The organism is Xylophilus sp. (assembly GCA_009914555.1).
Classification (GTDB): Bacteria; Pseudomonadota; Gammaproteobacteria; order Burkholderiales; family Burkholderiaceae_C; genus WNDY01.
Genome location: WNDY01000051.1, coordinates 1 through 22397, shown reverse-complemented (window position 1 = coordinate 22397; position 22397 = coordinate 1). Strand labels below are relative to the sequence as shown.

24 protein-coding genes and 3 pseudogenes are annotated in these 22397 nt (G+C 71.7%); 16 read left to right on the top strand and 11 right to left on the bottom strand.

Going from position 1 to position 22397, the window contains the following annotated elements:
- Positions 1-44 precede the first annotated feature (44 nt).
- The 3 genes and pseudogenes from GAK38_RS18525 (at position 45) to GAK38_RS18515 (ending at position 3010) form a co-directional block, all read left to right on the top strand.
- Positions 45-1640, top strand: a complete 1596-nt coding sequence (locus GAK38_RS18525; RefSeq protein WP_325346439.1) for an acetate--CoA ligase family protein — start codon at positions 45-47, stop codon at positions 1638-1640.
- Entirely contained in the window at positions 1631-2188 is a 558-nt protein-coding gene (locus tag GAK38_RS18520; RefSeq protein ID WP_325346438.1) for an acetate--CoA ligase family protein, read from the top strand. The genes GAK38_RS18525 and GAK38_RS18520 overlap by 10 nt, the downstream gene beginning before the upstream one ends.
- A 45-nt stretch (positions 2189-2233) precedes the next feature.
- Positions 2234-3010: pseudogene (locus GAK38_RS18515) on the top strand (enoyl-CoA hydratase/isomerase family protein).
- 63 nt (positions 3011-3073) lie between these two features.
- Here GAK38_RS18515 and GAK38_RS18510 read toward each other — a convergent pair.
- Positions 3074-3931 (bottom strand): MaoC/PaaZ C-terminal domain-containing protein, encoded by an 858-nt coding sequence (locus tag GAK38_RS18510; RefSeq protein WP_325346437.1) that lies wholly within the window; start codon positions 3929-3931, stop codon positions 3074-3076.
- A gap of 16 nt (positions 3932-3947) precedes the next feature.
- Positions 3948-4874: an SDR family NAD(P)-dependent oxidoreductase gene (locus tag GAK38_RS18505; RefSeq protein ID WP_325346436.1), complete on the bottom strand. Its 927-nt coding sequence runs from the start codon at positions 4872-4874 to the stop codon at positions 3948-3950.
- A gap of 154 nt (positions 4875-5028) precedes the next feature.
- Between GAK38_RS18505 and gcvA the strand changes: the two genes are divergently transcribed.
- Positions 5029-5949: a transcriptional regulator GcvA gene (gcvA, locus tag GAK38_RS18500; RefSeq protein WP_325346435.1), complete on the top strand. Its 921-nt coding sequence runs from the start codon at positions 5029-5031 to the stop codon at positions 5947-5949.
- A gap of 18 nt (positions 5950-5967) precedes the next feature.
- Here the strand turns inward: gcvA and GAK38_RS18495 are convergent, their stop codons facing one another.
- Together GAK38_RS18495 and GAK38_RS18490 are read right to left on the bottom strand one after the other, a co-directional pair.
- Positions 5968-6999, bottom strand: a complete 1032-nt coding sequence (locus GAK38_RS18495) for an amino acid ABC transporter substrate-binding protein (protein WP_325346434.1) — start codon at positions 6997-6999, stop codon at positions 5968-5970.
- Positions 7000-7076: 77 nt separating this feature from the next.
- Complete coding sequence (locus GAK38_RS18490) at positions 7077-7625, bottom strand: peptide deformylase (protein WP_325346433.1); 549 nt, start codon at positions 7623-7625, stop codon at positions 7077-7079.
- 62 nt (positions 7626-7687) lie between these two features.
- On the opposite strand from GAK38_RS18490, the gene GAK38_RS18485 reads away from it, so the two are divergent.
- A complete protein-coding gene (locus GAK38_RS18485) occupies positions 7688-8119 on the top strand; it encodes a YbaN family protein (RefSeq protein ID WP_325346432.1) in 432 nt (143 codons plus the stop codon).
- A gap of 103 nt (positions 8120-8222) precedes the next feature.
- On the opposite strand, the gene GAK38_RS18480 is transcribed toward GAK38_RS18485, so the two are convergent.
- On the bottom strand, positions 8223-8924 hold the full coding sequence (locus GAK38_RS18480; protein ID WP_325346431.1) for a hypothetical protein: 702 nt from the start codon (positions 8922-8924) through the stop codon (positions 8223-8225).
- Between the two features lie 51 nt (positions 8925-8975).
- On the bottom strand, positions 8976-11036 hold the full coding sequence (gene ligA / locus GAK38_RS18475; RefSeq protein WP_325346430.1) for an NAD-dependent DNA ligase LigA: 2061 nt from the start codon (positions 11034-11036) through the stop codon (positions 8976-8978).
- Between the two features lie 138 nt (positions 11037-11174).
- Here ligA and GAK38_RS18470 point away from each other — a divergent pair, with 138 nt between their 5' ends.
- On the top strand, positions 11175-11387 hold the full coding sequence (locus GAK38_RS18470; RefSeq protein ID WP_325346429.1) for a hypothetical protein: 213 nt from the start codon (positions 11175-11177) through the stop codon (positions 11385-11387).
- A gap of 59 nt (positions 11388-11446) precedes the next feature.
- Here the strand turns inward: GAK38_RS18470 and GAK38_RS18465 are convergent, their stop codons facing one another.
- Positions 11447-12121: a bifunctional 4-hydroxy-2-oxoglutarate aldolase/2-dehydro-3-deoxy-phosphogluconate aldolase gene (locus tag GAK38_RS18465; RefSeq protein ID WP_325346428.1), complete on the bottom strand. Its 675-nt coding sequence runs from the start codon at positions 12119-12121 to the stop codon at positions 11447-11449.
- Entirely contained in the window at positions 12112-13962 is a 1851-nt protein-coding gene (edd, locus tag GAK38_RS18460) for a phosphogluconate dehydratase (protein ID WP_325346427.1), read from the bottom strand. Before edd ends, GAK38_RS18465 begins: the two co-directional genes overlap by 10 nt.
- 110 nt (positions 13963-14072) lie before the next feature.
- Here edd and alkB point away from each other — a divergent pair, with 110 nt between their 5' ends.
- Complete coding sequence (alkB, locus tag GAK38_RS18455) at positions 14073-14741, top strand: DNA oxidative demethylase AlkB (protein WP_325346426.1); 669 nt, start codon at positions 14073-14075, stop codon at positions 14739-14741.
- Here alkB and GAK38_RS18450 read toward each other — a convergent pair.
- Together GAK38_RS18450 and GAK38_RS18445 are read right to left on the bottom strand one after the other, a co-directional pair.
- Positions 14719-15144, bottom strand: a complete 426-nt coding sequence (locus GAK38_RS18450) for a sel1 repeat family protein (RefSeq protein WP_325346425.1) — start codon at positions 15142-15144, stop codon at positions 14719-14721. The two genes, alkB and GAK38_RS18450, sit on opposite strands and share 23 nt — an antisense overlap.
- Positions 15145-15171: 27 nt before the next feature.
- A complete protein-coding gene (locus tag GAK38_RS18445; protein ID WP_325346424.1) occupies positions 15172-15918 on the bottom strand; it encodes a sulfite exporter TauE/SafE family protein in 747 nt (248 codons plus the stop codon).
- A 101-nt stretch (positions 15919-16019) separates the two neighbouring features.
- Here GAK38_RS18445 and GAK38_RS18440 point away from each other — a divergent pair.
- Together GAK38_RS18440 and GAK38_RS18435 are read left to right on the top strand one after the other, a co-directional pair.
- A pseudogene (locus GAK38_RS18440) lies at positions 16020-16151 on the top strand (helix-turn-helix domain-containing protein); the annotation flags it as partial.
- A 209-nt stretch (positions 16152-16360) separates the two neighbouring features.
- Positions 16361-16912, top strand: coding sequence for a LysR substrate-binding domain-containing protein (locus GAK38_RS18435; protein WP_325346448.1), 552 nt, complete (start codon positions 16361-16363; stop codon positions 16910-16912).
- A 64-nt stretch (positions 16913-16976) separates the two neighbouring features.
- Here GAK38_RS18435 and GAK38_RS18430 read toward each other — a convergent pair whose 3' ends face one another.
- Positions 16977-17504: an OmpA family protein gene (locus tag GAK38_RS18430; protein ID WP_325346423.1), complete on the bottom strand. Its 528-nt coding sequence runs from the start codon at positions 17502-17504 to the stop codon at positions 16977-16979.
- 77 nt (positions 17505-17581) lie between these two features.
- Between GAK38_RS18430 and GAK38_RS18425 the strand changes: the two genes are divergently transcribed.
- From GAK38_RS18425 to GAK38_RS18395, 7 genes and pseudogenes are all read left to right on the top strand, one after another.
- Entirely contained in the window at positions 17582-18196 is a 615-nt protein-coding gene (locus GAK38_RS18425; RefSeq protein ID WP_325346422.1) for a gamma-glutamylcyclotransferase, read from the top strand.
- A gap of 61 nt (positions 18197-18257) precedes the next feature.
- Complete coding sequence (pdxH, locus tag GAK38_RS18420) at positions 18258-18908, top strand: pyridoxamine 5'-phosphate oxidase (RefSeq protein ID WP_325346421.1); 651 nt, start codon at positions 18258-18260, stop codon at positions 18906-18908.
- 343 nt (positions 18909-19251) lie between these two features.
- Positions 19252-20127 (top strand): ABC transporter substrate-binding protein, encoded by an 876-nt coding sequence (locus GAK38_RS18415; protein WP_325346420.1) that lies wholly within the window; start codon positions 19252-19254, stop codon positions 20125-20127.
- A gap of 25 nt (positions 20128-20152) precedes the next feature.
- On the top strand, positions 20153-21298 hold the full coding sequence (locus tag GAK38_RS18410; RefSeq protein WP_325346419.1) for an LLM class flavin-dependent oxidoreductase: 1146 nt from the start codon (positions 20153-20155) through the stop codon (positions 21296-21298).
- A gap of 10 nt (positions 21299-21308) precedes the next feature.
- Entirely contained in the window at positions 21309-21869 is a 561-nt protein-coding gene (locus GAK38_RS18405; RefSeq protein WP_325346418.1) for a Plug domain-containing protein, read from the top strand.
- Positions 21866-22159, top strand: a complete 294-nt coding sequence (locus GAK38_RS18400) for a transposase (protein WP_325342377.1) — start codon at positions 21866-21868, stop codon at positions 22157-22159. Before GAK38_RS18405 ends, GAK38_RS18400 begins: the two co-directional genes overlap by 4 nt.
- 11 nt (positions 22160-22170) lie before the next feature.
- Positions 22171-22397: pseudogene (locus tag GAK38_RS18395) on the top strand (IS3 family transposase); the annotation flags it as partial.

The following is a 22397-nucleotide window of genomic DNA, read 5'->3' as shown; positions in this document are numbered from 1 at the left end:
CAACCCACCGGACTCCGCCCCGCGGGGTCGAGGCCCACCGTCCCGTGAACCCACTCGCTCCCCTGTTCTCACCCCGCAGCATCGCGGTCGTCGGCGCCTCCAACGACACGCGCAGGATCCGTGGCCGGCTGCTCAAGCTGCTGGTCGAAGGCGGCTTCGACGGCCCCGTGTACCCGGTCAACCCCTCCCATGCCCACATCCAGGGGCTGCCGGCCTTCGCCTTGGTGCTGGAACTGCCGCAGCCGGTGGACCTGGCGCTGATCGCCGTTTCCGCCGACCAGGTCATGGGCGTGCTGGCGCAATGCGCCGAGCGCCGGGTGCGGGCCGCAGCGATCTACAGTGCTGGCGCCAATGGCCTGCCGCCGGGCCAGCGTCTGCAGGACCAGGTGGCGGAGTTCGCGCGCCGCACCGGCATGCGCATCCTGGGCCCGAACTGCGAAGGCTTCTTCGATGCCAAAGGCGGCCTGACCGCCACCTTCAGCCCCACGATCGAACGCATTCCGCCGCACCCGCGCGGCGCGCTTCCACTGCGCGGGCGCGTCAGCATCGTCTCGCAGTCGGGGGCCATGGCCTTCGCGCTCTACAGCCGCGCCCGCGCCGAGCACATTCCAGTCCGCCACCTGGTTTCCACCGGCAACGAGGCCGACGTGGAACTGCTGGAGGTGGTCGACCACCTGGTCGCCGAGGGTGACTCGCGGGCCATCCTGCTGTTCGTCGAGGGCTTCCACCACCCCGGGCGCTTCGCGGCCGTTGCCGCCCGCGCGGCGGATGCCGGCGTGGTGCTGCTCGTGGCCAAGGTGGGGCGCTCGGGCGCGGGCCAGCGCGCGGCCATTTCACACACGGCGCACCTGACCGGCGCCGACACGGCCTATGACGCCGTGCTGCGCGAGCGCGGCGCGATCCGCGTGGACACGCCGGAGGACATGCTGGCCGTCGCCCCCGTCGTCAGCGCCGGCCTGGCGCCGGCGGGCCGGCGCGTGGCGATCGTCACGACCTCGGGCGGGGCCGGAGGCTGGGCGGCCGACATCTGCGAGCAGGCCGGCCTGGAGGTGCCGCCCTTCGACGACGCGTTCAGGCAGTCGCTCGCGGCCGCCGTGCCCGACCATGGCGCCACCAACAATCCGGTGGACGTGACGGCGAGCGTGGTCGAGGACGGGGGCGCCACGCTGCTGGAGATCCTGCGCCTGCTGGGCCGCTCGCCGGGCACCGACATCGGCCTCGTGATCGTCTCGCTGGTGGTCGCGGAGCGCCTGACGCGCATCGAGGCCGAACTTGCGGCGATCCACGCCGGCGGCGGCCGGCCGCTGGTCTTCCACTCGCCCGGCCTGGCCGATCCGCTGGCGCTGGAGGTACTGGCGCGCGTCGGCGGGCTGCACCTGGGCCTGGCGGCATTCGCCCGGGCCGTGGCGGCACTCGAAGACCACCAGCGCTTCCTGGAGCGGCGCAGGCAGGCCCCGCCCGCGCGCAGCCGCCCCGTCCGTCCTGCGGCCGCCCTGCCTGCCGCGGACGGCCCCCTGGATGCGCAGGCCGCACGCGTGCTGCTCGCCGCCTGGGAGGTCGCCCTGCCCGGCGAGGCCCTGGCCGCAGCCCTGCCGGGGCCGCAGCGGCCGCGCAGGCGCTGGGCTGGCCGGTGGCACTGAAGATCGCCTCGCCCGACATCGCGCACAAGACCGAGGCCGGCGGCGTGGCGCTGCGGCTGGAGAGCGCCGAGGCCGTGCACGCGGCCGGCGAGCGCATCCTCGCCAGCGTGCGCCGGCATGCGCCCGAGGCCCACATCGACGGCCTGCAGGTGCAGAAGATGATGCCACCAGGCCATGAGGTCGTGGTCGGCGTGGCGCGCGATCCCGACTTCGGACCGCTGGTCATGGTCGGCCTGGGCGGCATCCACATCGAGGTGCTGCGCGACGTGGCCTTCGCACCCGCGCCGCTGACCGCCGCCGGCGCGCATGCGCTCATCGGCCGGCTCAAGGCCGGTGCGATCCTGCGGGGCGTGCGCGGCCAGCCGGCCGCCGACGTGGACGCGCTCGCGCAGCTGCTCGTCAACGTCTCGGAGATGGCGGCCGCGCACGCCGGCCGCATCCGCGAAATCGACCTCAATCCAGTGCTGGTCTATCCGGCCGGTCAGGGCGCCGTTGCGGTGGACGCCCTCGTGGTGCTGGAAACACGCGGCCCCGTGGACCACGCCTGAGCCCATGACGATCACTGCTGCTTCATTCCTACCTCCCTCCGCACCATGGCCGACATCGAATACACCACCACCGGCGCGATCGCGCGCATCGTCATCAACCGCCCCGAGCGCAAGAACGCGCTGGCCAACGACATGCGCCAGCAGCTCACCGAGGCCTTCCGCACCGCCGACGCCGACGACGAGGTGCGCGCCGTCGTGCTGACCGGCACCGGCGACACCTTCTGCGCCGGCGCCGATGTGTCGAAGATGGCGCCGCGCGATGTCAAGGGCGCGCGCAACAACCTGCAGCGCAATGCCCATGCACTGATCCGCGCGCTGTACCACATCGAAAAGCCCGTGATCGCCGCCGTGCGCGGCTCCACTGTCGGCATCGGACTGAGCATGATGCTGGCCTGCGACCTGGCCATCGTCTCCGACACCGCGCGCTTCTCCTGCATCTTCGCGCGCCGCGGCCTGGCGCCGGACTCGGGCGCCGTGTTCTTCCTGGCACGCCTGATCGGCCTGGCACGGGCGCGGTAACTGGTGTTCAGCACCCGTTTCTTCTCGGCGCAGGAGGCCGCGGACTGGGGCATCGTCAACCGCGTCGTTCCCGACGGCGGGCTCGAAGCCGCCGTGGACGAACTCGCCCAGTCCCTGGCCGCGCAGCCGACCTATGCCCTGGCCATGGCCAAGAAGATGTTCCAGTTCTCGCACGAGCCGACGCTGGACCACTTCCTCGAATACGAGGCCCTGATGCAGCCCCAGATCCACCAGACCCAGGACTACCGCGAAGGCATCGCATCGTTCCAGGAAAAGCGCCCGGCCCGTTTCGTCGGCCGCTGAAAAGCAACAGGGCCGGCGGTGCGGCACCGCCGGCCCTTGTCGTGTTGGCGTGTGCCGCGGAGCTCAACCGCGCAACAGCGCACGCCCGTTGTCCAGCACCTTCTTTTCCCGGCCGGCCACGAACGCCTGGAAGCTCAGCACGTCGCCGTCACGCCAGGATTCGATGCGCAGCGTCTCACCGGGCAGCACGGCCGACGAGAACCGGACGTCGAGGCTGGCCAGCCGGGCCGGGTCGTAGTCGAGCCACCGGGCCAGCAGCACCCGCGCCGCGATGCCATAGGTGCACAGGCCGTGCAGGATAGGGCGCTGGAAGCCCGCGCGCCGCGCGACCTCGGGGTCCGCGTGCAGCGGGTTGCGGTCCACGTTCAGGCGGTAGAGCAGGGCCGCGTCGGCGCGCGTCGCCACCTCGTCAGAGCGGTCGGGCACCCGGTCCGGCAACGCGTGCGGCGCGAAGCGTCCAAACGATCCGTCGAAACCGCCGTCGGCGCGGCAGAACGAGGTCTGCACGATGGTCACCAGTTCCTGGCCGGTGCGGGCGTCGGAGATCACGCGCTCGGTATGAACGAGCGCCCCCTTGTCGGCGCCCTTGTCCTCCACGCCGGCCACGCGCGCGCGGGAGACCAGCTGGCCTGCCGGCGGCAGCGGCGCGTGGAAGGCCATGCGCTGCTCGCCGTGGACCACCTTGGCCCGCGTCGCGCCAGTGCGCGGATCGCCGATCCAGGCGCCCAGGTGGCACAGCGTCGCCGCCATGGACGGCACGGCCCGCAGTTCGCGCTCATAGACGAACGGCAGTTCGCGCTCGTCCACGGGGTCGGCACCGAAGCCCACGCTGAGCGCGTAGAGCATGGTGTCGCGGTCGGTGTAGGTCTGGTGCCGCTCGTCGAACACCCAGTCGCGCAAGGCTCCCGCATTCAGTGGCATGGCGATGCGCTCCGCGTCAGATCGCTTCCCAGCCGAACACGTCGCGCGTCCGTTCCGCCGGCGTGAAGCTGCTGCGCCAGGCCGGCACCAGCTGCTCGGCCAGCGTCTGTGGCGTCCAGCCCTCGCCACGGTGCAGCGTGCGGATCGGGCGCGGCTGGCTGTACAGGTAGACCTCGTTGCCGCGGGCGCCGAAGATCTGGCCGGTGATGTCCTTGGCGGCGTCGGAGCACAGCAGCACGGCCAGCGGCGCGATCTGGTCGGGCCGCGTCGTCTGCCTGCGCTTCTCGAGGTAGCGCTCCTGCTCCTCGGGCGACAGGCCGGGAACGCTCTCGATCATGCGGCTGAAGGCATGCGGCGCGATGCAGTTGGAGCGCACGCCGAAGCGTGCCATGTCCAGCGAGATCGAGCGCGACAGGCCCACGATGCCAAGCTTGGCGGCGGCATAGTTGGCCTGCCCGATGGAGCCGATCAGGCCCGCGGTGGAGGTCATGTGGACCAGCGCGCCGCTGCCCTGCTCCCGGAAGTGCGCGGCCGCCGCGCGGCTGGTGTTGTAGGCCCCAAACAGGTGGACCTGCAGCACCGACTCGAAGTCGGCCGGCTCCAGCTTGTGGAAGATCGCGTCGCGCAGGATGCCGGCGCTGTTGACCACCGCATTGATGCGGCCGAACGTGGACACGGCCTGCTCAATGATGCGCCGGGCCGAGTCCCACTGCGCCACGCTGTCCTCGCTGGCCACGGCCTGCCCCCCCGCCGCCTCGATCTCGGCCACGACCGCCGCCGCGGGCGACTGGGCGTCCTTGTCGCCGCCGAGCGAGACCCCAAGGTCGTTGACCACGACCCTGGCGCCCTGCGCCGCGGCCAGCAAGGCGACCGCCTTGCCGACGCCGCCTCCGGCGCCCGTGACGACGATCACCTTTCCTTCGAGCGAATTCTGCGTACCCATGGCATTGCCTCCTTTTTTGCTGGTTTGGGGTCGGTAGATTCCCGCAATTCTCGGACTGCAGAACCCACCCATGCCCTGCGGATACCATCCCCAGGTAGAATAAATTGTCATTCCTCACCGCTACCGGCCGCCACCACAATGGTGACTGCATCCCATGGTTCACCGCATCCCGCCCCTCAATCCCCTGCGCGTCTTCGAGGTGGTCGCGCGGACGGAAAACCTGACCGCCGCCGCGCAGCACCTGCACGTGACCCAGTCCGCGGTCAGCCGCCAGATCGGCGTGCTGGAAAGCTATCTCGGCGTGCAGCTGTTCCGCCGCGAGCGGCACGGCGTGTCGCTCACGCGCGCCGGCCGCAGCTACGCCGACCACATCCTGCCAGCCTTCGAGACGATCGCCGATGCGACCGACAGCCTGCCCCAGGGTTCGCGCCAAGGCGCGCTGCGCGTGCGCACCTACACCACGTTCGCGGCCAAGTGGCTGATCCCCAAGCTCGGGCAGTTCCGCGCGCAGCATCCCAACATCGAGGTGCGCATCTCCAACGGCGTGCCCGACGTGGACTTCGACCGCGACCCGGTGGACGTCGCCATCCAGTTCGGCAACGGCCGCTGGCCGCATGTGCAGACCGATCTGCTGTTCCACGACGAGATCGAGCCAGTCTGCTCGCCAGCCTACTTCAAGTCCCACGCGCCCAACGCGCGCTACCCGGAGTCGCTGCTGCGCCAGCGGCTGCTGGTGTCGCATTACCGCCGCACCGACTGGGATGTCTGGCTGCAGGCCATGGACCTGGGCGAGCCCGCCCAGGACTCCGAGCACATGACGTTCGGCAGCACCATCCTCTGCTGGCAGGCGGCGGTCGAAGGCCTGGGCATGGCTATGGGCCAGACCGCACTGCTGGCGACCGAGTTCGCGTCCGGCCAACTGGTCCGCCCCTTCGGCAGGCCCCTGCGGCGCGACCCGGCCTACTATCTGGTCCGGCCGGAACGCCAGCGCGAGACCCGCAAGGTGCAGGTTTTCCGTGACTGGCTGCTGCAGGCGAGCGAACCTACGCGCCAGGGAACGGCGGGCCCGGCGTGACGGGCTGCGGTCCGGCCGTTACCGCACCGGCAGCGCGTAGAGCAGCCCGCCCTTGTTCCAGAGGTTGTTGAGCCCGCGCGGCAGCCCCAGCGGCGACTTCGGGCCGACGTTGCGCTCGAAGATCTCGCCGTAATTGCCCACGGCCCGAATCGCGCGGTACGACCAGTCCTTGTCCAGCCCGAGCAGCTTGCCCAGGTCGTCGCCGGTGCCCAGCAGGCGCTGCTGCGCGGGATCCTTGCTGGAGCCGCGCAGCTGCTCGGCGTTGGCGCGGGTGATGCCCAGCTCCTCGGCCTCGATCAGTGCGTTGGGCACCCACTTGGCGATCGCGAACCATTCGTCGTCGCCGCGGCGCACCAGCGGCGCCAGCGGCTCCTTGGAGATCAGCTCGGGCAGGATGACATAGTCGTCGGGGTTCGGCGCCTCCTTGGTGCGCAGCGCCGCGAGCGCCGAGCTGTCGGTGGTGAAGGCTGGGCAGCGGCCCGAGAAAAAGGCCTTGAACGCGGCCTCGAAGCTCTCGAACACCAGCGTCTTGACCGGCACGCCCTGGGCGCGCGACCAGTCGGCCACGTTCTTCTCGTTGGTGGTGCCCGACTGGGTGCAGACGGTCGCGCCCTTGAGCTGCTTCGCGCTCGTGACCTTGAGCTTCTTGGGCACGAGGAAGCCCTGGCCGTCGTAGTAGTTGATCGTCGTGAAGTGGAAGCCCAGCGACGCGTCGCGCGTGAGGTTCCAGGTCGTGTTGCGCGAGAGGATGTCGATCTCGCCCGACTGCAAGGCAGCGAAGCGCTGCTGCGAATTGAGCGGCACGAGCTCGACCTTGCTGCCGTCGCCGAGCACGGCCGCGGCCAGCGCGCGGCAGCCGTCGACATCGAGACCGCTCCAGTGGCCCTTGCCGTCGGGCGCCGAGAATCCGGCCACGCCGCCGGTCACGCCGCACTTGAGCGTGCCGCGCTGCTTGATCGCATCGAGCGTCTTGCCGGCATGGGCCGCGAGCGGTGCTGCGAGCGTGGCCGCGGCCAACAGGACGGCGGCGAAGGAAGTGCGGTGGAGCATGGCTTTCTCTTTAGTGAAAGGGGTATAGGCCTGAAGCGTGCTGTATGAACGCACCTCGGGCATCTGATGGGGGAGTATCAATCGTCGTCCGCGGCGGCGTCGAGCCCGGGGAACAGCACCTCGGTGAAGCCGAAGCGCGTGAAGTCGCGCACCCGCATCGGGTAGAGCTTGCCGATCAGGTGGTCGCATTCGTGCTGCACCACGCGGGCATGGAAGCCTTCGACCGTGCGGTCGATGGGGCTGCCCTGCGGGTCCACGCCCTGGTAGCGCAGGCGCTTGAAACGCGGCACCACGCCGCGCAGGCCGGGCACCGACAGGCAACCCTCCCAGCCCTCTTCCTCCTCGTCGCCGATCGGCGTGAGCACCGGGTTGAGCAGCACGGTGCGCGGCACGACCGGCGCGTCGGGGTAGCGCGGGTTGGGTGCGCCGCTGCCGAAGATGACGAGCTGCAGGTCCACGCCGATCTGCGGCGCGGCCAGGCCGGCGCCGTTGACGGCATGCATGGTGTCGAACAGGTCGGCGACCAGGGCGTCGAGCGCGGGCGTGCCGAAGTCGGCGGCAGGCACCGGCGGCGCCACGCGCAGCAGGCGCGGGTCGCCCATCTTGAGGATTTCACGGACGGTCATTGGGGATTCGGTTGCGCAAAGACGGGTCGGCAAGCATAGCGCCATGCACAATAGCCCGCTGCATGCCCGATCCCCTGCCGCCGCCTTCCCCGCCCGATCCGCCGGACCCCCTGCCGGCACCGCCGCCGCTGGTCGTGCGCTGGCTGTTCCTCGCCGTCGCGGTGCTGTGCATCGTGCTCGGCGTGATCGGCGCCTTCGTGCCGGGCATGCCGACCACCGTCTTCATCCTGATGGCCGCCTGGGCCGCGGCGCGCGGCTCGCCGCGGCTGCATGCCTGGCTGCTGCGCCACCGCCTGTTCGGCCCGATGATCCGCGACTGGAACAACGGCCGCACCATGAGCCGCAAGGCCAAGAAGAGCGCCACCCTCGCGATGGCCGCCTGCGCGGTGATCGTGCTCTTTACCAGCCGCAGCCCGTGGCTGCGCGGCATCGCCATCGGCAGCATGGCCTGCGTGCTGGCCTGGCTGTGGCGGCGGCCGGAGCCGCCGGGCTGATGGCATACCACCTACCCTACTGTGCTGTAGCGCACTGGTGGTGCGCCCTACAGACACATACTCCCTCCCTAGACTCTACGGATCAGCTTCCGAGCAGGTCGGCCTATTCGCTGGTCAGCGCCGTGCCCTCGCGCTGCTTGGCCCAGGCGGCGCGCACGCGCTCGATCTGCTGGGCTTCGTCCTTGCGGGCGGCGATGCCGCGCTCCAGCGCCGCCAGGGCGCGCTGGCGCGTGGGCGCGTCGGCCTCCAGCACCGCCAGCCAGCCGCGCACATCCGCCGCGCCGCGCCGCTCGGCGGCCGCCTGGCGGCGTTCTGCCTGCAGCTGCCGCTCCCACTGGGCGGTGCGCTCGGCGCCCGGCATGGGCGCGGCATGCAGGGTCGTGAGGTCGTAGTTCACGTCGGGATCGAGCGGCTGGCCGGGCTGCGCGGCGCGGCCGGCGTCGCCGGGCACCGGCTGGGCCGGCGGCGGATTGCGGCGCAACGCCGCGTTGCGCAGGTCGGCGATCTGGCCGCGGCCGATGGCGATCTCGCGCTCCAGCCGGGCCAGCTCGCGGTAGCCGTCTTCCAGTTCGCTGCGGTAGCGGCAGCGCTCCTGCAGGCGGCTGCGCTGGTGCACCAGGTCATCCAGCAGCGCGCGGGCACCGTCGGCCCGAGCGGTGGAAATCTGCGCGTCCAGTTCGGTGAAGGACTGCGGCGTGCAGACCTGCAGCGCCGCCGTGCCCTGGGCCGCGGCCCCGCCTGCCAGGCCCGAGGCCAGCGCGAGCGCGACGGCGGCGTGGCGGGCGGTGATCGGCAGATGCGGCATGGCGGAACTCCGGACGGCGGCGGATGGGAAACGGCGCAGTGTAGCCGCGGGCTACAACTCGCCGGCCAGCAGCCGGCGCAGCCCGTCCTCGTCGAGCACCGCCACGCCGAGCGCCCGGGCCTTCTCCAGCTTGCTGCCGGCCTCGGCGCCGGCGACGACGTAGTCGGTCTTCTTGCTGACCGAGCCGGCCACCTTGGCGCCCTGGGCTTCGAGCAGCTCCTTGGCTTCCTCGCGGGTCAGCGCGGGCAGCGTGCCGGTCAGCACGACCGTCCTGCCGGCCAGCGGCAATGTCTTGCGCTCGGCCGGCGGCCCTTCGGGCCAGTGCACGCCGCAGGCGCGCAGCTGCTCGACCACCTCGCGGTTGTGCGGCTGGTCGAAGAAGGTGCGGATCGACTCGGCCACGACCGGGCCGACGTCGCCCACCTCCAGTAGTTCTTCGACGCTCGCGTCCATGATCGCATCGAGGCTGCCGAAGTGCCGGGCCAGGTCCTTGGCCGTGGCTTCGCCGACGTGGCGGATGCCCAGGCCGAAGAGGAAGCGCGGCAGCGTGGCCTGCTTGGACTTCTCCAGCGCATCGAGCACGTTGCGTGCCGACTTGTCGGCCATGCGGTCGAGCGCGGCCAGCGCGGTGAGGCCGAGCCGGTACAGGTCCGGCAGCACGCGGATCACGTTGCCGTCGACCAGCTGGTCCACCAGCTTCTCGCCCAGGCCCTCGATGTCCATCGCGCGGCGCTGGGCGAAGTGCAGCAGCGCCTCCTTGCGCTGGGCGGAACAGAACAGGCCGCCGGAGCAGCGGTGGTTGACCTCGCCCTTCTCGCGCACCACGGCGCTGCCGCAGACCGGGCAGTGCTTCGGCATGCGGAAGTTGGGCACATAGGCTGTGCGCTCGGCCGGCACCACGCCGACCACCTCGGGGATCACGTCGCCGGCGCGCCGCACGATGGCCGTGTCGCCCACGCGCACGCCCTTGCGGCGCAGCTCGAACAGGTTGTGCAGCGTGGCATTGGTCACCGTCACGCCGCCGACGAACACCGGCGCCAGCCGGGCCACTGGCGTGAGCTTGCCGGTGCGGCCGACCTGCACGTCGATGCCCTGCACTTCGGTCATCTGCTCCTGCGCGGGGTACTTGTGGGCCACGGCCCAGCGCGGCTCGCGGGTGACGAAGCCCAGCCGGTGCTGCAAGGCCAGTTCGTCGACCTTGTAGACCACGCCGTCGATATCGAATGGCAGCGTCTCGCGCAGGCGCCCGATGCGCTGGTGGAAGGCCGCGAGTCCGTCGGCGCCCTGCACGACCTCGCGGTGACTGTCGACCGGAAAGCCGAAGTCGGCGAAGGCGCGCAGCACGCCGTCCTGCGTGGCGGGCTGGGCGTCCCAGCCCTGCACCTCGCCCCAGCCGTAGGCGAAAAACGACAGCGGCCTCTGCGCCGCGACGGCCGGGTCGAGCTGGCGCACCGCGCCGGCAGCGGCATTGCGCGGGTTCACGAAGGTCTTGTCGCCGGCCTCGCGCTGGCGCTCGTTGAGCCGCTCGAACGCATCGCGGCGCATATAGACCTCGCCGCGCACCTCCAGCACCGCCGGCGCTCCCTTGCCGAGGCGCAGCGGAATCTGGCGGACGGTGCGGATGTTCTGGGTGACGTCCTCGCCGACCTCGCCGTCGCCGCGCGTGGCGGCCTGCACGAGCACGCCGCGCTCGTAGCGCAGGTTCATCGCGAGGCCGTCGAACTTGAGTTCGGCGGTGTAGGCGACCGGCGGGTCGTCTTCCTTCAGGCCAAGCTCGCGGCGCACCCGGGCGTCGAACGCGGCGGCGCCGGTCGCCTCGGTGTCGGTCTCGGTGCGGATGCTGAGCATCGGCACGCGGTGGCGCACCGTGGCGAAGGCGCCAAGCGGCGCGCCGCCCACGCGCCGGGTCGGCGAATCGGGAGTTTCGAGTTCGGGATGGGCCAGCTCCAGCGCCTGGAGCTGCTGGAACAGGCGGTCGTATTCGGCATCGGGGACGACCGGCGCGTCGAGCACATAGTAGGCGTGCGCATAGCGGTCGAGCTGCTCGCGCAACGCCGCGGCCTGCGCCGCTGGCGAGGTCGGCGCGCTGCTGAAAAGGTCGTGGTGGGGCATCTTCCGAGTTTACGGAGTGCGTACGGCATGTCGGCGGACCCCGGCCGTCGAAAAAACCTGACAGGATCGTGTCAACCGCCCTTCGATCATCGCTCTCAATCCCCCGCACACACGACCTTTCCCGCCGGAGCACGCACCATGAGCCTCGCCGCCGATTTCCTCCTGGGCACCGCCGATGATCCGTCCGGCCTGGGCCGCGCCCTCGCCTCGCTCGGCGACGGCCAGACCGGCGGCTTCGGCCGACGCTGGACCTTCGAGGACGGCTCCTCCATCGAGATCGGCAGCCGCGAGGTGTCGCGCTGCCATCCGGCCTCTGCGGCCAGCTTCGACATCGAGCGTCCGCACGCCTGAGAGGGTGCGAACGAACCCGGCATGCCCGCTCGCCTCGCCAGCGGCTACGCCGGATTCATTCACACCTTCTGAGCCGGCGCGGCCTGCGAGCGGCGCGGCAGTTCCGCCGCGGCGCGGGCGAGCGTGGTGATGCGGTTCCAGTCGCCCGCGGCCAGCGCATCGGCCGGCGTAAGCCACGAACCGCCCACGCATTCCACGTTCGGCAGCGACAGGAACTCCGCCGCGTTGGATGGGCTGATGCCGCCGGTCGGGCAGAAGCGCACGTCGCCGAACGGGCCATGCCATGCCTTGAGCATGGCCGCGCCGCCCGCCTGCAGCGCCGGGAAGAACTTGAGTTCGCCGTAGCCGTCCTCCTGCGCCTGCAGGATCTCGCTGCCGGTCGAAACCCCGGGCAGCAGCGGCAGGCCCGCATCGCGGGCCGCGCGCCCGATGCCGTGCGTGTAGCCCGGGCTCACGGCGAAGCGCGCGCCGGCATCGACCACGGTCTGCACCTCGGCGGCCGAGCGCACCGTGCCGGCGCCGGGCACCGCCTCGGGTACCGCGCGCGCGATCGCCTTGATGGCGGCCAGGCCCTGCGGCGTGCGCAGCGTCACCTCCAGCATGCGGATGCCGCCGGCGACCAGCGCGCGGGCCAGCGGCACGGCCTGCGCCAGATCGTGGATGACGATGACGGGGATGACGGGGGCGTCGCGCATCACGTCGAGGGACGTGAGCGCGGGAGAGTTCACAGCCATGTTACGGCTCCTTCTTCTGCGGTGAGTGCATTCCTGCGCATGCCGGCGAACAGCTCGCGGCCGATGCCGACGCCGTTGGACGCGGCCAGCGCCGGCGGGATGGCCGCGGGCTCGCGGGCGGCCCATTCGCCGGCAGGCACCAGGGCCTCCAGCGTGCCGGCCACGGCGTCGAGCCGGATCACGTCGCCGTCGCGCACCCGCGCCAGCGGCCCGCCGGCCACGGCCTCGGGCGACACGTGGATGGCGGCCGGCACCTTGCCCGAGGCGCCGCTCATGCGGCCGTCGGTCACCAGCGCCACGCGGCGGCCCTTGCCCTGCAATACCGCGAGCGGTGGGGTGAGCTTGTGCAGTTCGGGCATGCCATTGGCGTTCGGCCCCTGCCAGCGCACGACGCAGACCACGTCGCGGTCCAGCTCGCCGGCCTGGAACGCATGCTGCAGCGCAGCCTGGGAATCGAAGACCCGGGCCGGCGCCTCGACCACGTGGCGGTCTTCCGGCACGGCCGAGACCTTGATCACGCTGCGCCCCAGGTTGCCCTGGAGCAGCCTGAGGCCACCCGTCGCGCTGAACGGCGCGGTCGCCGGCCGCACCACGGCCTCGTCGCGGCTGGCGCCGATGGTGTGCCAGGCGAGCTTGCCTTCGCCGTCGAGCGAAGGCTCGGCCGTGTATTCGCGGATGCCGCCGGGGCGCACGGTGAGCGCGTCCTCGTGCAGCAGGCCATTGTCGAGCAGTTCACGCAGCACGTAGCCCGGGCCGCCCGCGGCCTGGAACTGGTTCACGTCGGCGCTGCCGTTGGGATAGACCCGGGCCAGCAGCGGAACCACGTCCGACAGGGCCGAGAAGTCGTCCCAGTCGATCACGATGCCGGCCGCGCGCGCCACGGCCACCCAGTGGATCAGGTGGTTCGTCGAGCCGCCGGTGGCCAGCAGCGCGGCCATGGCATTGACGATGGCGCGTTCGTCGACCACGTGGCATATGGGAGCGAAGCGCCCGCGGTGCGGTGTGATGCCCAGCACCGTGCGCGCCGCCTCGCGCGTGAGCTGCTCGCGCAGGTCGCCGCCCGGGTTGACGAAGGCCGTGCCCGGCACGTGCAGGCCCATGGCTTCGAGCAGCATCTGGTTGCTGTTGGCCGTGCCGTAGAAGGTGCAGGTGCCCTCGCCGTGGTAGGCCTGGGTCTCGGCCTCCAGCAGTTCGGCGCGGCCGACCAGGCCCTGGGCGGCCTGCTCGCGCACCTTGGCCTTGGCATTGTTGGAGAGGCCCGAGGTCATTGGCCCGGCCGGCACGAAGACGGTGGGCAGGTGGCCGAAGTGCAGCGCGCCGATCAGCAGGCCCGGTACGATCTTGTCGCACACGCCCAGCATCAGCGCCGCGTCGAACACGTCGTGCGACAGCGCCACGGCGGTGGCCATGGCGATCACGTCGCGGCTGAAGAGCGACAGCTCCATGCCCGGCGTGCCCTGGGTCACGCCGTCGCACATGGCCGGCACGCCGCCGGCCACCTGGGCCATGGCGCCGTGGCGGTGGGCCTCGTCCTTGATGAGGTCGGGATAGTGCTGCAGCGGCGCGTGGGCCGACAGCATGTCGTTGTAGGCGGTGACGATGCCGATGTTGGGCGCGCGCTCGGCCACAACGCGCACCTTGGCCAGCGCCGGCAGGGCGCGCCGGCGGTCGTCGGCCGGCACGCCGGCGAACGCGTGGGCCACGTTGGCGCAGCCCATGCGCTCGGTGCCAGGCGGTGCGCTGGCGGCGGCGTCCACCCGGTGGAGGTAGTCGCGGCGGCTGGCCTCGCTGCGTGCACGGATGCGCGCGGTGACCGCCTCGACGGTGGAATGGAGTTTCATGATGGGGGCTCTAATCAGGTAACTTAATTACACATCGATCCTACCCCGAAAACACCGCGACCGGCTAGCGGACGGCCGCCCGCCGCGCCGTCGGATAGAGTGAAGCTTCCATGCCTTCCGCCACCGCCACGCCCGACCTCTTCGCTGCCGAGCCGCCGCCGTCGCCGTCGACCGCGTGGCTCGGCCCGCAGACCGCGGTGTTGCGCGGCTTCGCGCTGCCCGCCGCCGGCCTCCTGCTGGACGGCATCGCGCGCATCGCGGCGCAGGCGCCGTGGCGCCGCATGCAGACGCCAGGCGGCTACACCATGTCGGTGGCCGTCACCAACTGCGGTGCGTTCGGCTGGACCAGCGACCGCCGCGGCTACCGCTACGGCGCTGTTGATCCGCTGACCGGCCATCCCTGGCCGGCGCTGCCGCCCGCCTTGCTGCAGCTCGCAGGCGAGGCGGCCGCCGCCGCCGGCTTCGGCGGCTTCGTGCCGGACGCCTGCCTGGTCAACTGCTACGCGCCCGGCGCGCGGCTGTCGCTGCACCAGGACCGCGACGAGCGCGACTTCGGCGCGCCGATCGTCTCCGTGTCGCTCGGCATGCGGGCGACCTTCCTGTTTGGCGGCCTGGCCCGCGCCGACAAGCCGGTGCCGGTGCCGCTGGAGCATGGCGACGTGGTCGTCTGGGGCGGCGTCGACCGGCTGCGCTTCCACGGCGTGCGGCCGCTGCACGGCGCGCCGCACCCGGTGCTGGGCGAGCGGCGCATCAACCTCACCTTCCGCCGGGCCGGCTGACCGGGCCCCGCGCGTCGGCGGCACGGCAGGCCGCGTGCGACGCGGCGCCGATGACCGCGAGGTTGTAGCGGCCGATCGGGCTGCCCTGCTCCGCCGCCGCACGGCTCCAGTGCGCCGCCTCGCAGGGCGCTGCGGCCACCTGGCCGCCGTGCAGCGCCGGGCCGGCCAGCAGCACGCCGGCCAGCATCTCCTGGGCTCCGGCATCGCCGCCGGCTGCGCTCTGGCGCAGCCAGCGCAGCATCGCGGGGTAGTCGCGCTCGGTGCGGGCTTCGAGCGCGAGCTGGTACGCCTGCTCGGGCGTCGGCACCGCCTGCGGCGCGGCAGCGGCCGGCAGCGCCGCGGTGGCGAAGGCGAGCGCGGCCAGGCGCCGCGGCAGGGGGGATGGGAAAGAGCGAAGGGCCATGGCCGTCTCCTGGTGGGCAAGCAATGGTCAGCCGCGCAACGCGAGTTCCATCCCGAGCAGCGCCAGCAGCACGAGAAAACCGATGCGGAACCAGCGCGGGCCGATGCGCGCGCGCAGGCGCTGCCCCAGCGCCATGCCCGCGAGCGCCGGCAGGATCGCGAGCGCCGAGCCGCCGAGCTGCGCCGGCCGCAGCCCGCCATGCAGCGCGAGCCCGGCCGCGAGCGCCACGGTCGAGACGGTGAACGACAGGCCGAGCGCCTGCACCAGCGCGTCCTTGTCGAGCCGCAGCGCCTGCAGATACGGCACCGCCGGGATCACGAAGACGCCGGTGGCGCCGGTGACCAGCCCGGTGGCGAAGCCCACGGCCGGCGCGAGCCAGCGCTCCCAGCGCGCCGGCACCGCGAGCGCGGGCGACAGCAGCGCCCAGCCGGCATAGGCGACGAGCGCCACGCCGAGAGCGCGCGCGGACGCACCGGCCCGTGCGCCGGTCAGCAGCGCGGCGCCGAACAGCGTGCCGGCCGCGATGGCCGCGAGCATCGGCGCCAGCCGCCGCGCGAGGCCGCGCGCATCGGGGCCGGCCGCGAGCTGCCAGACGTTGGTGACGAACGACGGCACCACGAGCAGCGCCGCCGCGGCGGCCGGCGCCATCACGCTGCCGAGCAGGCCCATGGCCACCGTCGGCAGGCCCATGCCGCTCACGCCCTTGACGAAGCCGGCGAGCGCGAAGGTCGCGGCGACCAGCGCGAGGAAGAAGGCGGAAGGCAGTTCGGGCATGCGCCGATTGGGCAGGGGCGGCCGCGCGCGCACAATGCGGAAGTTCCGCCGCTGCCTTTGGATGGGCCGAAGGCAGGCACCGGACCCGAGAGAGCGATCCGATGCGGCTCGACCTTGCCGACCTGCGCCTTTTCCTCCGCATCGTCGACGCCGGCAGCATCACCGAAGGTGCGGCGCGCGCCCACCTCGCGCTCGCCTCGGCCAGCGAGCGGCTGCGCAGCATCGAGGCCGATGCCGGCGTGCAGCTGCTCGAACGCCGCCACCGCGGCGTGGTGCCGACCGAAGCCGGCGAGGCGCTGGTCCACCACGCGCGGCTGATGCTGCGCCAGCGCGAGCGGCTGCAGGGCGAGCTGCGCGACTTCGCCGCCGGCATGCGCGGCACGCTGCGGCTCTATGCCGGCACGGCCGCGCTCACCGGCTTCCTGCCCGCGCGGCTCGCGCCCTGGCTCGCGGCGCGGCGCAGCTCACGGTCGAGCTGCACGAACGCACCAGCACCGACATCGTGCGCGCCGTGGCCGCGGGGCTGGTGGAGGCCGGCATCGTCACCGACGCGGTCGACGCCGGCGCGCTCGCGCTGGAGCCGCTGGCGCACGACCCGCTCGTGCTGGCCGTGCCGCCGCAGCACGCGCTCGCGCGGACCCGCGCCGCGGTGGCGCTGGCCGACGTGCTCGGCGAGCCGTTCGTCGGCCTGGCCCACGGCAGCGCGCTGCAGGCCCACGTCGAGCAGCAGATCGCCCGCATCGGCAGGCGGCCGCCGGCGCTGCGCATCCGCATGGCCGACTTCGAAGGCGTCTGCGCCATGGTCTCGCAGGGCGTGGGCCTGGGCATCGTGCCGCAGGCCGCGGCGCGCGCGCAGCGGCGGCGCCATCCGCTGCGCACCGTCGCGCTGTCGGACGCCTGGGCGCGGCGCCGGCTCTGCCTGTGCACGCGCGGGCGCGAGACGCTGTCGGCGCCGATGCGCGCGCTGTCCGACCATCTGGCCGGCACGGCCTGAACCGCTCCACAGAAACGACACAGCCCGGCCGAGGCCGGGCTGTGCGCGGTGGACGAGCCGGGAATCAGTTCGCCAGAACCACTTCGACGCGGCGCGCCTCGGCTTCGCTGCCGGTGCCGGTCAGCGCCTCGGGCTTGCGCAACTCGATCTTCTCTTCGGGCACGCCGATGGACTTGAGCGCCTCGCGCACGGCCAGCGCGCGCTGCTTGGCCAGCTCCTCGTTGGCGGCGGGGTCGCCGGTGCTGTCGTGGTAGCCCGAGACCACGGCGGTGCGGCCCGCAGCCACGCCCTGGGCCACGGCGGCCAGGGCTGCGGCCGCATCCGGGGCCACGTCGGCACGGCCGGTGGCGACGTAGAAGCGGACCACGCCAGCCTCTGCCCGCACCGTCGGACGGTCGGCCGGGATCACCAGCAGCACGTCGCCGGCGGCCGGCGCCACGACGGCAGCCGCGACCGGCGTGCCCGGCTGGCGGGCCACGCCGCGCTGGTAGACGACCGTGCCGACCACGGTGGCGACCACCAGGGCGACCAGGCCGAACACGAAACCGAGCACGAACCGCTGTTGGCCGTCGCCGTCGGAACTCTGGGACATCTTGGAAACTCCGTCTGGATTGGTTTGGAAATAAGGAAATGCGAAAACGAGAAGCCGGAGGATTGTAAATTCACGCCATGCGCCTGCCGTCCGATCTTCCACCCCGCAACACCGACCTGCTGCTCGAGCAGGCGCTGTGCGACTGGGGCGGGGAGGACGACCTCTGGGTCTTCGGCTACGGCTCGCTGCTGTGGCGGCCCGAATTCGACTACGCCGAGCGCCGCCCGGCCCACGTTCACGGCTGGCACCGCGCGCTGCGCATGTGGAGCCACGTGCACCGCGGCACGCCCGAGTGCCCGGGCCTGGTGTTAGGCATGATCTCGGGCGGCAGCTGCCGCGGCATGGTGTTCCGCGTGCCGCGCGACCAGGCCCCGGCGGTGATGCGCGCGCTGTGGCAGCGCGAAATGGCCACCTCCGCCTACGACCCGCGCTGGCTGCGCTGCCGCACCGAGTCGGGCTGCGTCCAGGCCCTGGGCTTCACCCTCTCGCGCGAAAGCCCGGACCACGCCGGCGAGCTGCCCGAGGATGAATACCGCCGCATCTTCTCGCAGGCCGCCGGCTGCTTCGGCACCACGCTGGACTACGCCCGCTCCACCTACGACGAGCTGCGGCGCCTGGGCATCCACGACCGCGCGCTGGGCCGGCTGCTGGCGCTGTCGGCGTCATCCGGGGGCGCACAATCGCGGGCATGAGCTCCCGCCCCGCCCTGCCGACGGGGGCTTGCACCGAAGTGCGTGGCACGAAGGCCTCTCAATGAGTTCCGACCTTTCTTCTTCGATCGCCGATCTGCGCAAGAGTTACGAGCGCGCCGAGCTTGGCGAGGATGCGTCCCGCGCCGATCCGCTGGCGCAGTTCGACCAGTGGCTCGGCGAGGCCATCGCCGCGCAGGTGCCCGAGCCCAACGCGATGACGCTCGCGACCGTCGGCGGCGACCTGCGGCCGAGCACGCGCGTCGTGCTGGTCAAGGGCTACGACGAACGCGGCATCGTCTGGTACACCAACTACGACAGCCGCAAGGGCCGCGAGATCGCCGGCAACCCGTATGCGGCGCTGCAGTTCCACTGGGTCGAACTGGAGCGCGTGGTGCGCATCGAGGGCCTCGTCGAAAAGACCTCGGCCGAGGAGAGCGACGCCTATTTCAGGAGCCGCCCCCTCGATTCGCGCATCGGCGCCTGGGCCAGCCCGCAGAGCCAGGTCATCCCCGGCCGCGGTGTGCTGGTGGCCAACGCGGCCAAGTACGGCGCGCAGTTCCTGCTGCAGCCGCCGCGCCCGCCGCACTGGGGCGGCCTGCGCCTGGTGCCCGACCGCTGGGAGTTCTGGCAGGGCCGCAAGAGCCGGCTGCACGACCGGCTGCGCTACCGGCGGGACGGCGGCGGTTGGGTGCGCGAGCGGCTGGCGCCCTGACGCCACCGTCCGTGCCGCAGCGCGGCCGCCCCGGCGTTCCATCGCGGTCGGTCACATACTCCCCTCCCTACACCCTTCTGGCACGCTCAGTTCAAGCACTGTAGAGCTATACCCCGGCACTTCCGATGGGAGCTGATGGGCTGTCCGCACCCGGGGGCGCGGATTCCGAATATGCAACACCGAAAAATTCATTTGAATGCCTAGCTTTGCTCGCTTTTAATGTGATTATGATGGTTACACACTATCTTTATTTTTTTCACGCCGGGCCTTCCTTGCGGCGGGTGCGCTGGCCGGCGCCGGCGGCCTCTGGCGGAGCGCGGCGGCCCAGCCCGGCGGGCGGCCGGTGCTGAAGGTCTGTGCCTTCAAGGGCGACGACTCGGAATTCATCGAGGCGGCCGGCGCGGTGTCGGATGCCTATACGCTTCAGCGCATTCCGTTCGCCTCGTCCATGAACGCAGCCCAGGCGCTGGCGGCCGGCGCGATCGACGCCGCCGCCTTTTCCAGCATCACACCGGTGTTCATGCCGCCGGGCGCGCCGATCCGGCAGGTGGCCTACTACCGGCTCGGCTCCTTCATCTACAAGGTGCTGGTGCCTCCCGGCTCGCCGATCCAGCGCCTGGCGCAGCTCAAGGGAGCGCGCGTGGGCTACATGCGCGCCGGGCCGCTGCACCTGCTGCTGCTCAACCTGCTCGACAAGGCGGGGCTGCGCGCCAACGATGTCCAGGCCATTGCGCTGACAGCCCAGGACGCGACCTCCGCTTTCGTGAGCGGCCATCTCGACGTGCTGCTGGCGGGCATGTATTCCACCTGCTTCCAGGCCGAGAAGGCCGGCGGCACCGCGATAGCGACCGGGCGCGAGCTGCCGGGCTTCGATGGCCGCAACGGCTCGGTGGTCGCGGTCCACGAGAAGGTGCTGGCCGATCCGGCGAAGACGGCGGCGCTGCGCCAGTACCTCGCGCAGCTGCAGAAGGTGTGGCGCTGGATCGACGCCGCGCCCGGCCCGTGGTCCGAGCGTATCGCCCGCATCACCGGCGCCACGCCCGACTACGTGCTGCGCAACCGCACGCGCGAGCCCGGCACCCACTTCCTGCCGCCCGCGCAGGGTATGGCGAGGCAGCAGGCAATCGCCGACGTGTTCGCGCGCGCCGGCGTCATCCGCGCCGGCGCCACGGTCGCGCCGCTGTGGGAGCCGTCGTTCTCGCTGCCGGCCGCCTCCTAGAGCTCCCGTTCCCCGTCTCCACGCCATGCCGATCGAAATCCGGGCCAAGGGCCTGCCCACCTACCCCATCGATACCGTCCGCGCCCACCAGGGCCCCTACTACGGCGGGCTGTTCCCCGCGCCGGGCGAGAAAGTCGATGTCGAGCCCGGCGTGCTCGAAGCGGCCGCGCGCGCCCACGAGGCCGCGGGCTACGACAGCATCCTTGTGCCGCAGGCCAACGCCGCGGGCGATGTGTGGACCACCGCCGCCTGGGCGCTGGCCGCCACGCGGCGCATCCGGATCGCCGCGGCCCACCGCGTCGGGCTGCAGCTGCCGACCCAGGCCGCCAAGGCCTATGCGAACCTGCATGCGCTCTCGGGCGGGCGCGCCGCCGTCCATATGATCCAGGGCAACGAGGACGACCTGCGCCGCGAGGGCGAATTCCTCGACAAAAAGAGCCGCTACCGCCGCAGCGGCGAATACCTGGAAATCTTCCATCGCTCGCTGCACGGCGCGGAGCCGTTCGACTTCCAGGGTGAGTTCTACGCGGTGCAGGGCGCCTGGCTCAGCACGCGCCTGCCCGCGGCGCCGGTCATCTCGCTCTCGGGCGCCTCGCCGCAGGGGATCGCGCTGGCCGCGCGGTATGCCGACGTCTACGGCCTCTACAGCCTGCCGCTGCAGCAGACCCGCCAGACGCTGCAGACCCTGCGCAGCGCGGCGGCCGCCCATGGCCGCACGATCCGCTTCTGGCGCGACTCCAACTTCATCCTGGCGGACACCGACGAGCAAGCCTGGCGGCTGGCCCGCAGCCTCGCCGACCAACTCCGTCAGCGGCTGGCCGGTGGCAACGCGCCGTTTCCCCGGCGTGCGGCACCCGCGAGCACCGGCCACCAGCTCATCGTTGCCGCTGCGGCCGCGGGCGAGCAGCACGACCGCGCGCTATTCACCGGCATCTCGCAGCTGCGCAACGGTTGGGGCCCAGCCTTCGTCGGCTCGCCCGAGACCGCTGCGGCCGCCGTGCTCGATTACTACGAACTCGGCGTCGAAGCCTTCTCCCTCGGCCTGCCGCAGGCCACGCCGCACGACCTGGCGCTGCGCGACGAGCTCATCGCCCGCCTGCGCGCGGGCGCGGTTGCCATCGACGCGCGGCATGGCGCCTCTTCTCAAGCCCCCACGTCATCCCTCTCCTGAGACCACCACCATGAAGAACCGCCCGCATGCCTTGCGCCCCGTGCCCTCCGCCGTGCTGCTGGCCGTGCTGATGCAAGGCCAGCACGCCAGCGCGCAGCAGTCGGACGCAGCAGCAGCCGACTCGTTGAAACTGCCGGATGTCGTGATCTCGTCGGAGCGCCGGCAAAGTCTGCAAAAGGACACGCCGGTCTCCGTCGCGGTCACCTCGTCGGAGGAACTGCAGAAGCTGGGCTACGCATCGCTGCAGGACCTGGTGGGCGTTGCTCCGGGGCTCACCATTCCGCCCGGCTACCGCAACCAGCTCGGCAATATCTACATCCGCGGCGTGATCGGTGCAGCCTACCTCGACGACACGCCGGTCGGCAGCGGCATGGGCGCCACCAATTTCGACCTGCCGGACATCGAGCGCATCGAACTCGTCCGCGGGCCGCAGGGCACGCTGTTCGGCCAGAACTCCACGGGTGGCGCCATCCGCGTCATATCGCGCGACCCCGACGGCAGCCTGATCTTGCCCCCGTTTCACGGACACCCCTATAAGCGATTAACTATCGCAATAGGAGGTGGACGATGACCAAGAGCAAGGCAAGCAGAAAGGGGCAGGAGTTCAGCCTGGAGTTCAGGCAGCAGGCACTGTTGCGAGCGGCCACAGAAGGGGTAACCACGGTGGCTCGTGATCTGGGGTTGCAGCCTGCCCAGCTGTACAGTTGGCGCGCCCAGGCGCGGCGGCACGACCAGGACGATCAGGCACAACGCTTGGAGTTGGCCGAACATGCACGGCTCAAACGTGAAGTGGCGCGGCTGGAGGAGGAGAACGCTTTCCTAAAAAAAGCGGCGGCGTACTTCGCCAAACAGCCCAAGTGAAGTACGCAACGATGAAAGCGCACGAAGGCACATTCAGGGTGCGTCTGATGTGCCGAGTGCTGTCGGTGTCTCCAAGCGGCTACTATGCTTGGCGCAAGCGTATGCCGTCCCAACGGACCCAGGCTCGGACGGCGCTGGATGTGCAAGTGGAACAGACCTTCACTCTGCGCAAGGGCCGCGAAGGATCGCCGCGACTAGCACGCAGGCTGGGCGTAAGCCGTCGTCAGGTGGCCGAAAG